This window comes from Pseudomonas corrugata (genome assembly GCF_050920615.1).
Lineage (GTDB): Bacteria > Pseudomonadota > Gammaproteobacteria > Pseudomonadales > Pseudomonadaceae > Aquipseudomonas > Aquipseudomonas corrugata.
In genome coordinates, this window is the sequence record NZ_CP130434.1 from 3,942,313 (window position 1) to 3,953,091 (window position 10,779).

The window sequence follows — 10,779 nt, forward strand, 5'->3', positions numbered from 1 at the left end:
TTCATGCCCGGGTATTCTGACCCTCCATTCTTTCCCCGGTCGATCTGCGCGTGCGCAGCTTCAGCCACTCCAATACATCGTCGACATACGTAAAAATCACCGGCACCACCAACAGACTCAGCAGGGTTGAAGTCAGCAAGCCTCCCATGACCACCACGGCCATCGGCTGCCTGAAGCTGGGGTCTTCACCCATGCCCAGGGCAGTGGGCAACATGCCTGCACCCATTGCGATGGTGGTCATCAGAATGGGGCGGGCACGCTTGTGACAGGCATCCACCAACGCGTCATATCGACCCAGGCCATAATCGCGGCGAGCCATGATGGCGTACTCCACCAACAGGATGGAGTTCTTGGTCACGATGCCCATCAACATCAGCAAACCGATGACCGATGGCAGGGAAAAGCTGAAATTGCACACCAACAACGCCACCAGCGCTCCGCCCAAGGAAAGCGGGAGCGCCGAAAGAATCGTGGCCGGCTGCAGGAAATCGCGGAACAGCAACACCAGGACCGAGTAGATACAGAACACACCGATGGCCATGGCCAGGCTGAAGCTGCCGAACAATTCAGTCATCAGCTGCAACTCGCCTTGCTCCACCCTTTTTACCTCAGGTGGAAGATTGCGCATTGCCGGTAGCTGGCTGGCCTCGGCCATGACTTCACCCAGGTTGCGTCCGTTGAGTTCAATGGACAGGGTGATATTGCGCAAGCGATCGAGCCGACTGATCTGCGCCGGCCCGCTGCCCATGCTGATGTCTCCCAACGAGGACAAGGTGACCTGACCATCGCGGCCGGTCACCCGTAGCTGGTTGATGCTCTGCAGATCATCGCGCAGCAGTGAATCCATCCGCACCCGCACATCGACCTGGCGCTGCGACAAATTGATTTTCCCCAGCTGGGAGGAGTATTCGCCGTAGGTCGCCATGCGCAACGTATCGGCGATCTCCTGGCTGGTGATCCCCAGCTCCGCCGCGCGGGCGAAGTCCGGCCGCATCTGGATTTCCGGGCGTTGCAGGGCGCTGCTGGAGGTGACGTTGCCGATCCCGTGCAGCTCGCGCAGTTGCGGTTCCAGCGCACTTGCCGTGCGCTCCAACAGGTCACCGTCGTCGCTGGCCAGGACGATATTGAGTTTCTCGCCGCTCCCGTCGCCCCCGACATTGATACGCACCCCGGGCAGTGTACGCAGTGCCTCGCGCATTCGGGCTTCGACTTGCACCTGTTTGAGGTCGCGCTGGTTCCGATCCACCAGATCCACGGTCAGGATGGCATCGCCGGCGCCGGTTATATCGGCCGGCCCGGCCCCCGAGCTACTGGCCGTCCCCACCGAAATGAACACATGCTTGACCTGGGGCATCTCGCTCAGCCTTTCGCTGGCCTGCAATGCCATCCCGGTGGTCTGCTCCAGCGTCGTGCCGGGAGGCAATTCCAGGGTTATCCGGCTGCGACCGACGTCCTGGGCCGGCAGGAAACTCGTGGGCAACAAAGGCACCAGTGCGAGGGCTCCGATGAAAAACAGGCTGGCCAGGACCATCGTGGTTTTGCGGCGGGACAGGCTGGCATGGATCCAGCCCAGGTAGCGAGTCATCAACGGGCCGTCGTGTGCGGTATCGGTCTTGGCCTTGAGGAAATAGGCCGCCATCATCGGGGTCAGTACCCGGGCCACCAGCAACGAAAACAGCAACGCCACCGAAGCAGTCACGCCGAACTGGCGAAACAGTTTTCCAGCCACGCCGCCCATGAACGCCGTGGGCAGAAAGACCGCGACCAGGGTGGCCGTCGTGGCGAGCACCGCCAGGCCGATCTCATCCGCTGCTTCGGTAGCCGCCTGAAGCGGCGTCTTGCCCATGCGCAAGTGCCGGGCAATGTTCTCGATTTCGACGATGGCATCGTCCACCAACACACCGATGACCAACGCCAGAGCCAGCAGGGAAACGGCGTTGAGCGTGAACCCGGCCAGGTACATCACGCCAAAGGTGGGGATGATCGACAACGGCAGCGCCGTGGCGACGATCAGCGTGGCGCGCCAGTCCCGCAGGAACCACCAGACCACCAGCACCGCCAGCAGCATGCCTTCGTACAGCAGGTTCATCGAGTCGTGGTAATTGGCAAGCACGGCCTTGACCGTATCGCTGGCCTCGTCGATACGCACATTGGGATGCTGCTGCACAAACTCGGTCATGCGCTTGCGCACGTCGTTGGCCACACCGATATCGGAGAACCCCAGTGACCGGGTGATCTGGAAGCCGATCACCGGCTTGCCATCGCGAAAAGCCCGGCTGCTGCGCTCGGCGTGGGTGTCGCGAATGTCCGCCAGTTGGTTCAATGCCAGCAGGCGCCCATCGCCACTGGGAATATCGATGGTGCCGAGGACAGCCGGATCATCGATGGCTCCCAGGGTGCGCACGGCCTGCTGGCCGCTACCCAGATTGCCCTGACCGCCGGAATTGTCTTTCTGCATTGCCCGCAGTTGCGCAGCGACATCCGCGACACGGATGCCCAACCCGGCCATCAAGGCCGGATCGAGATTGACCTGGACCTCCCGATCAACCCCGCCGATACGTGAGATCAGCGCCACGCCGGGCACCGACAGCAACTGTTTGCTCAGCTCGTTATCGACAAACCACGACAGTGCTTCCTCATCCAGGGCATCAGAAGCGATGACATAGGTCAGCAGCGGCGATGCACTGGTGGTCAACCGCGACACCGAGGGCGTATCCAGGCTGGCCGGCAGTTGCGGCATGGCGCTGTCGACCGCATTGCGCACTTCGTTAAGCGCCTCGTTGCCGTCCTTGTCGATGTCGAAACTGACACTGATGCTGACGGCGCCGTCGGTGATCACCGTCGTCACATGCTTGAGCAAGCGCAGGGACGTGAGCTTGTCCTCGATCTTGCGCGCCACCTCGGTTTCCAGCTGTTCGGGAGCGGCACCCTCCAGTGACGCGCTGATCACCACCACCGGCAGGTCCATGTCCGGGAAATCCTGGATGGCAAGCTTGCCGAAACCCAGCAGGCCGAAGAGCGTGAGCAGAATGAACAGCATCACCGCCGGGACTGGATAACGAATCGACAACGCCGAAATATTCATGGCTGGGCGACCTGGGATTGTACGAGGGTCACACTCGCACCGTCATTGAGGAAGGCGCCACCGGCGCGCACGATACGGGCCCCCTGATCATTCAGGCCGCTGAGGATCTCCACCGCCTCATGCATCCGCCGGCCCACCACCACCGGTCGCTGGACCACGTGCATGTCGTCGTTGAGGGTAAACACATAAGAGCGGCCATCACGCAGGATCACCGCCGTGTCCGGTACCGTGAGCGCTTCGCGGGGCGCCAGTTCGATCTGGCCACTGGCATACATGCCGGCCTGGGCGGGGCTGCCGGTAGGCAGGGAGATATACACCAGGGCCCGGCTGGTCTTGGTATTCAATGTGGGCGACACCAGCCGCACCCGCCCTTCCAGGCTCTGCCCGCCAGGCAACGTCAGTCGGGCAACCTGGCCGACCTGGACCTGGGCCAGCTGGCGGGCGTCCAGCTCGGCCTGCCATTCGATGCGACCGTCGCGCACCAGGCGAAACAGCTCGTCGCCGGCGGACAGCACTTTGCCGAGCAGCGCGGTGCGCGCGGAGATGATGCCGTCATCCACTGCCACGATTCGGGTCTGCCGAAGCCTGATCCGGGTGCTCTGCAATTCCGCCCGGGCTCCGGCCAGGTCAGCCTCGGCCAACGCCACCTTGATGCGATAGTCTTCGCGCTGCTGCTCCGACAAGGCGCCGCCCTGGCCGACGACCCGGGCACGACGGTCGTTGGAACGGGCCTGTTCCAGGTTGGCCACCGCTTGGGCGACCAGAGCCTTTTGCTTGCTTTCCTCGGCGAGCACCGTGTCAGAGGCCAGCGTCGCCAGCAGTTGCCCCTTCTTTACCCGACTGCCCACGTCGACTTCCAGGCTGGCAATGCGCAGGCCGCTGGTTTCGGCATTGATGACCGCTTCCTGCCAGGGTGCAAGTGCACCGTTGGCGAACAACAGTTGCGGCCAGAGCTGGGGCCGGGCCTGGACAACCTCCACGCTCAGGCTGCTGATACTGGAAGCAGCCGCGACCGGCTCAGCGCCACGACGAAACGTCATCAGGATCGCCACGACCGCGACCACCGCGATGGTCAGCAGGATTTTTCGCAACGTCGGCCTCACACGCCCTCTCCATTCGATGTCGGGTGCCGAGCCAGCGGCTGGCCGGTTTGCCATCCGCCGCCCAATGCCTTGTACAGGGCGATCCAGTAGCGAACCTGATCCTGTTGCAAGGTGATCAATTCGATTTCCGCCGTCAGCGCCTGGCGGCGGGCGGTTTCCCGGTCCAGCAGACTGACGCTGCCAGCCTGCCAATTGCGGTCGATGGCCTCGAACGACTCACGAAAGCCAGCGGTGGAACGCTCGACATCGGACTCCCGTCGCCGTGCCGCATCAAGGCGCACCAAGGCCTGTTCGACCTCCATGACACTGGTGCGCAGCGTCTGGCGATAAACCGCGAGGGCCGCATCGTAGGAAGCCTTGGCACCGTCCACCGCCGCGCGACGTTTGCCGCCGTCAAACAGCGGGACCGACAACACCGGGCCCAGTGACCAAGAGCGATTGTGCTGCCCTACCGTATTGCCTACCGAAAATGTGCCGGACAGGCTCAGACTCGGCAGCCGGTCGGCCTGGGCCACGCCGATCTCGGCATTCGCCGCCGCCAGCTCCCGTTCGCTGGAGGCTACATCCGGGCGCTGGCGCAGCATGTCGGCAGGAATCTGCTGCACGTTGAGTCCGGCAGGCTCCGGCAGTTGCGCCGGGGTCTTGCCGAGCACGCCGATCAATCGCTCTTCGTCGCCCCCGGTCAACGCCACCAGACTCTTGAGCAGGACCTCGCATTCACTTTGCTGCTGGACCAGAGCTGCCGCGCTGCTGGCGGCGCTGGCATCGGCCAGGGCGGCGTCGGCGGACGATGTGAAGCCGGCACCGAACGACTGGCGCGTGATACGCGCCGTGTCCTGCTGCGATTGGGCCTGATCCCGGTAAGCCAGCACCAGTTTCTGGCAGCCACGGTACTGCACGTAGTAGTCGCCCACCTGTGCCGCCAGGGAAACTCGCGCGTCATGCCAGTCATCCACTCGCGCCTCGACCCGTGAACGGGCCGCTTCGTTATTGCGACGCAGCTTGCCGAACAGGTCGATCTCCCACGCCGCGTCCAGCGCAGCGGAAGAACCTGAGCCGCCCAGGCGCTGGCTCCCCGTCTGTTGGCCGCCACGCCCCTTGGATAACTGGCCGTCGATCCTGGGCATGGCATCGGCTGCATCGCTGTCTGCAGTTGCCCGTGCCAATGCGATATTGGCCCACGCCTGATCCATCGACGGACTGTCGGCTTCGGCCAGGCGCAGCAGCTCGGCCAACGCCGGGTCGTCGAACTGCTGCCACCAGTCGGCCAAGGCGGCCACCGACGCACCATGGGGCAAGGGAGCCTGCCACTTGGCCGCTACCGGGACGGCCGGTACCCGATAGTCCGGCCCCAACACGCAACCGCTCAGGACCGCACACAGTGTCGCCAGCAGTAGGTTTGCCCGGGGCTTGAAGACATGCATAGGTTTTTTTGGAGGCCTGGCAAAGGTGAACGAACCGTTCGGAGACGCGGCAGATTTGATTCGGTTATTTAACCTCGGAGCCGGTTTTGTGTCTGGCGTGGGAAACGGGGACAGGTGCCGGCAAGAAAGTTCGCGATAAGTGCGGAGGCCTGCTGAAATGGCCCGGACTTGCGAATACCACCCCCTGTGGGAGCGAGCCTGCTCGCGATAGCGGCGGTACATGCACCCTCGATGCGACTGCCCTACCGCTATCGCGAGCAGGCTCGCTCCCACAGGGTCTTGCGCAGAACCTACGGGTGTCCTGCGCCCCTCCCTTTCCATAGCCAACGGATGATCGAACATGGAAGCACTCAGTTATCTCGAAAATGTCGAGTCGAATGCGCGAACCTATGCGCAGACTTTCCAGCGGCTATTTGTCAGCGGCAAGGGGATGCGGATCAAGGACGCCAGCGGCCAGGAGTTTCTCGATTGCCTGTCTAACGCCGGGACCCTGGCCCTGGGACACAATCCGCCGGAAGTCCGGGATGCGGTGATGACGTTTCTCGCTGGCGATCATCTGCAGCAGGCCCTCGACCTGGCGACACCGGCCAAGCATGCCTTCGTCCAGGAGCTGTTCTCCACGCTGCCGGCGAACATGCGCGAGACCAGCAAGGTCCTGTTCTGCGGGCCCAGCGGCTCGGATGCGGTCGAGGCCGCCATCAAGCTGGCGCGCCACTACACCCGGCGCTCGCCGCTGATGGCTTTTCACGGTGGCTATCACGGAATGACCGCCGGGGCGCTGTCGGCGATGGGTAAGCTATCGCCGAAGACCGGTGACGGTCTTATCGCCCAGGGCACGCACTTCCTGCCGTTCCCCTATCGCTTCCGTTGCCCCTTCGGCACCGATGGCGAACACACCGATCAGTTGTCCATCGACTATATCCGTACCGTGCTGTCGGACCCTGAGGGAGGCGTTGCCAAACCGGCGGCGGTGATCGTCGAGGTGGTGCAAGGCGAAGGCGGTTGCATCCCGGCCTCGGCCAACTGGCTGCGGGCACTGCGGGAAATCACCCTGGAGCAGGAGATCCTGTTGATCGTCGACGAAGTCCAGACCGGCCTGGGTCGCACCGGCAGTACCTTTGCCATCGAACACGCGGGTATCGTGCCGGACATCCTGGTGCTGTCAAAAGCCATCGGCGGCGGCTATCCCCTGGCGGTCGTTGTCTATGCCGAACACCTGGACACCTGGGGGCCGGGGATGCATGCAGGGACTTTCCGCGGCAACCAGGTGGCGATGGTCGCCGGGGCTGCGACCATGCGTCAGATCAGGAAAGACAACCTGGTTGCCAACGCCGCCCGGATGGGCGAACGACTGGAAAACGGCCTGCAGGATATCGCGCAGCGGTTTTCTTTCATCGGCGATATCCGCGGACGCGGCTTGATGATCGGGGTGGAAATCACCCAACCGACCACCACCCAACGCGCTGGCCAGGCCGACGGCGCCCTGGCGCACGCCATCAAGCTCAAGTGCTTCGACAATGGCCTGATGATGGAGACCGGCGGACGCCACGGCGCGGTACTCAGGTTCCTGCCGCCCCTGACCATCACCGAGGGTGAAGTCGACATGGTCCTTGACCGGTTTGAACAGTCACTCGGAAAAATCGTCGAAACATGCCCCCATGCGGCACGCGAAACAGTCTGAAAAACCACCCTTTGCAGCACGCTAGCACCCGCCCCCCTTTGTGGGAGCGGGCTTGCTCGTGAAGGCGTCGGCATATCCAACATCAGTGCACGCTGACCCACCGCTATCGCGAGCAGGCTCGCTCCCACACTTGATCTGTGCCGACCGTAATATCCGCAACACCCCATTCCCCTCTGTGGGAGCGAGCCTGCTCGCGATGGCGTCGGGTCAGTCAGCATCGAAGTTGGATGCACCACCGCTATCGCGAGCAGGCTCGCTCCCACAGAGGACAGTGATGCTGGCCCCGAATACCTCAATCACGCGCCAAGGCATTGATCGGATCAAGCCGTGCCGCATTGCGTGCAGGTACGAAACCGAACACGATGCCTATGAGTGTCGAACAGACGACCGCGGTGATGATCGATCCCATCGAGAACACCATTTGCCATTCCTTGACGAAGATCGAAAAGACATAGCCGATGCTGAACGACAATCCGATGCCAATCGTGCCCCCCAGCAGGCAGACCATCACCGCCTCCACGAGAAACTGCTGGCGTATATCGGACTGACGCGCGCCCACTGCCATGCGGATGCCGATTTCACGGGTTCGTTCGGTCACCGAAACCAGCATGATATTCATCACGCCGATCCCCCCGACTACCAGTGAGATGACCGCGATGAGCGAGAGCAGCAGTGCCAGTGACTGACTGGTCTTCTGCACCGTCTGCATCACGCTGTCGAGGTTGTAGGTGAAGAAGTCCTTGATGCCATGACGCTGCGTCAGCAGCTTGACCACGTTGTCCTCCACCAGTTTGCTCGGTTGCCCGTCCTTTATCCGCACTGTGATGCTGTCCAGGAAACGCTGGCCCAGCAAGCGTCCCGCCGCCGTTTCATAGGGCATCCAGATGTTCAGGTTCTTGCTGGTATTGAACACGCTCTTGCGGTCCTCGGTCACGCCGATGACAGTGCAAGGCAGGTTGTCGACAAGAATCACCTTGCCCAGCGGGTCCGTGTGCGAACCGAACAGTCGCTGGCTGGTGTTATGGTCGATCACCACCACTTGCGACTGCCGCCGGGAGTCGTCCTTGTTGAACGCTACGCCCGAGCCGATCTTGATACCGCGAACCTGGAAGTAACTCTCGCTCACACCATTGACGGTCGCATTGACGTCGATGTTCTGGTAACGCAACAGCAGGTTGCGCCCCAGGTTCGGGGTGGCACTGTCGATGTAGTACAGGTCGCTCAGGGCCGTGACGTCGGAGAGCACCAACGTTTCGATTGCCGTCGAGCGGCTGTCGCCCCAGTCGGCCCCGGGCATGATCTCGATGGTATTGCTGCCGATCGCTTCGATGTCTTTCAAGACATATTGCTTGACCCCTTCACCGATGGCGACGATCGATACCACCGAAGTGATGCCGATGATGATGCCCAGCATCGTCAGCAGCGTTCGCATCCGGTGCGAGATCAGCGCGACCCAGGCCATGTTGAACGCTTCGCTGAACAGCCCGAAACTGGCGAGCAGTCGGTTCGACGGCTTGACCTTGGCCGGTGGAGTGCCCTGTGGCGGCTGATCTTCCATTGATCGCCGTGGATTGGCCCTGTCGCTGACAATCTCGCCGTCGCGGATCTCGATGATGCGTTGGGCGTAGGCCGCGACTTTCTCATCGTGGGTCACGATGATCACCGTGTGCCCCGCCGCGTTGAGCTCCAGCAGGATCTTCATCACCTCTTTGCCGCTGGCGGTGTCCAGCGCACCGGTGGGTTCGTCGGCGAGGATGATCTCGCCTCCGTTCATCAAGGCCCGGGCAATACTCACCCGCTGTTGCTGCCCGCCGGAGAGCTGGCTGGGTCGATTGGCCAGGTGCCCGGTCAGCCCCAGGCGGCCCAGCAACTCCCCGGCACGGTTGTGCCGTTGCGACTCGGCGGCGCCGGCATAGATAGCCGGCATCTCGACGTTGTGCAAGGCACTCAAGTGGGGCAACAGGTGATAGCGCTGAAAAATGAAACCAAAGTGATCGCGACGCAGCTCCGCCAACTCATGGTCGTCCATCGAGCCGGTTTCGCGCCCATCCACTTTGTAGCTGCCGGAACTCGGATGATCGAGGCAACCGAGCACATTCATCAGGGTGGATTTGCCGGAGCCGGACGCTCCCGTGATCGCCACGATTTCCCCGGCATTGATCGTCAGGTTGATGTCCTTGAGCGCGATGAACGCCTTTTCGCCCGCTTGAAAACTACGGGTGATCCCTTCGAGTTCCAACAGTGGTCGCGTCATGGTCAGGCTCCTGCCACGGCTGGGGTCGGCTCACCGATGACGACCTTGTCACCTTCTGCCAGGCCATCCTTGATTTCAGCCCTGACGTTGTTGTTGATACCCGTCTGGACGTTGCGCGGCTGGGCCTTGCCTTCCGCGTCCAGTACACGGACCACGTAGCTGCCATCCTGGTTCTTCGCACCCAGGGCCGCGACCGGAACGGTCAGCACCGCTTTGGCCTTGTCCAGGACGATACGGACCTGGGCCGTCATCGAGATACGCAGGCGATGATCGGGGTTCGGCACGTCGAACAGGCTGTTGTAGAACACCGCGGTGTTCTGCTTGGGCGTCCCGGCGTTCTGCGTCTCCAGGAAGTTCTGCGGTGCCGGCTCAGTGCCGCGCAGCGTGGCGTAGTAGCGCTTTTCCGCCTCACCGAGGATGGTGAAATACACTTCTTGCCCGGGCACGATGTGAATCACGTCGGCCTCGGATACCTGGGCCTTGACGGTCATGGTGTCCAGGTCGGCCAGTTTCAGCAGCACCGGCGCCAGTTGTTCGGCGATCACGGTCTGGCCTTCCTGGGTCACGATCCCCACCACATAGCCGTCGATAGGCGCGACGATGTGGGTATAGGCCAGGTTGACCCGGGCCGTTTCCACCTGGATCTGCGCGTCCTTGATCTGTGCATCGAGGGACAGCAGGTTGGCAGCCTCCACCTTGTAGTTCGATTCGGCGGTCTCGAATTCCTGCTTGGAAATCGCGTCGTCCGGTTGCAGCACCTTGTAGCGATCGTAGGTGGCTTTCGCGTCCTTGAGTTGTGCCGCGGTGGCTTGCCGCTTTGCCTTCAGGTTTTCTTCGTTGACCAGGGCCTGGCGCAAGGCGTTCTGCGCCAGCAGCGGGTCGATTTCCGCCAGCCACTGGCCCTTCTTCACCTTGTCGCCCAACTTGACCTTGAGCGACTTCAATTGCCCGGACACCTGGGCACCGACATCAACCTGCTTGACGCCCTGGAGCGTCCCGGTGGCCAGCACCGCGTTTTCGATGTCTGTGCGCTCGACCGTAGCGGTCAGGTACTCCGGCGGTTTCCCCGGCGACTGAGCGCTGTAGAAAACCAGGCCGGTCACTACGACCAGGACAAGCACGATAGCGATTTTGCGAAACTTAGACTTTTCCATAAATAACCATGAGTGCGTTGAGTTCAGGCCCGGCCAACGTAGCGCCGGGTTCCATGGGTGTGCCCAAAGGCAGGGCGG

6 protein-coding genes are annotated in these 10,779 nt (G+C 62.4%); 1 reads left to right on the forward strand and 5 read right to left on the reverse strand.

Annotated elements, in window-relative coordinates:
- Position 1 precedes the first annotated feature (1 nt).
- Genes QZH45_RS17605 through QZH45_RS17615 form a run of 3 tightly spaced genes read right to left on the reverse strand, consistent with a single transcriptional unit; the run spans position 2 to position 5,612 of the window.
- Positions 2-3,085: an efflux RND transporter permease subunit gene (locus QZH45_RS17605; RefSeq protein WP_055135353.1), complete on the reverse strand. Its 3,084-nt coding sequence runs from the start codon at positions 3,083-3,085 to the stop codon at positions 2-4.
- The gene (locus QZH45_RS17610; protein ID WP_152980090.1) at positions 3,082-4,176 is read right to left on the reverse strand and encodes an efflux RND transporter periplasmic adaptor subunit; all 1,095 of its coding nucleotides are present in this window, start codon (positions 4,174-4,176) and stop codon (positions 3,082-3,084) included. The genes QZH45_RS17605 and QZH45_RS17610 overlap by 4 nt, the downstream gene beginning before the upstream one ends.
- 8 nt (positions 4,177-4,184) lie before the next feature.
- Positions 4,185-5,612, reverse strand: coding sequence for an efflux transporter outer membrane subunit (locus tag QZH45_RS17615; RefSeq protein ID WP_024779112.1), 1,428 nt, complete (start codon positions 5,610-5,612; stop codon positions 4,185-4,187).
- A gap of 340 nt (positions 5,613-5,952) precedes the next feature.
- Here QZH45_RS17615 and QZH45_RS17620 point away from each other — a divergent pair, with 340 nt between their 5' ends.
- Positions 5,953-7,293 (forward strand): diaminobutyrate--2-oxoglutarate transaminase family protein, encoded by a 1,341-nt coding sequence (locus QZH45_RS17620; RefSeq protein WP_055135352.1) that lies wholly within the window; start codon positions 5,953-5,955, stop codon positions 7,291-7,293.
- 292 nt (positions 7,294-7,585) lie between these two features.
- On the opposite strand, the gene QZH45_RS17625 is transcribed toward QZH45_RS17620, so the two are convergent.
- Positions 7,586-9,547 (reverse strand): MacB family efflux pump subunit, encoded by a 1,962-nt coding sequence (locus QZH45_RS17625; RefSeq protein ID WP_024779110.1) that lies wholly within the window; start codon positions 9,545-9,547, stop codon positions 7,586-7,588.
- 2 nt (positions 9,548-9,549) lie between these two features.
- Complete coding sequence (macA, locus tag QZH45_RS17630; RefSeq protein WP_024779109.1) at positions 9,550-10,701, reverse strand: macrolide transporter subunit MacA; 1,152 nt, start codon at positions 10,699-10,701, stop codon at positions 9,550-9,552.
- Positions 10,702-10,779 lie beyond the last annotated feature (78 nt).

Excerpts from the sequence above, each read along its gene's own strand:
- QZH45_RS17625 (WP_024779110.1), bottom strand. The coding sequence starts at position 9,547 with ATGACGCGACCACTGTTGGAACTCGAAGGGATCACCCGTAGTTTTCAA.
- QZH45_RS17615 (WP_024779112.1), bottom strand. The coding sequence starts at position 5,612 with ATGCATGTCTTCAAGCCCCGGGCAAACCTACTGCTGGCGACACTGTGT.
- macA (WP_024779109.1), bottom strand. The coding sequence starts at position 10,701 with ATGGAAAAGTCTAAGTTTCGCAAAATCGCTATCGTGCTTGTCCTGGTC.
- QZH45_RS17620 (WP_055135352.1), top strand. The coding sequence starts at position 5,953 with ATGGAAGCACTCAGTTATCTCGAAAATGTCGAGTCGAATGCGCGAACC.
- QZH45_RS17605 (WP_055135353.1), bottom strand. The coding sequence starts at position 3,085 with ATGAATATTTCGGCGTTGTCGATTCGTTATCCAGTCCCGGCGGTGATG.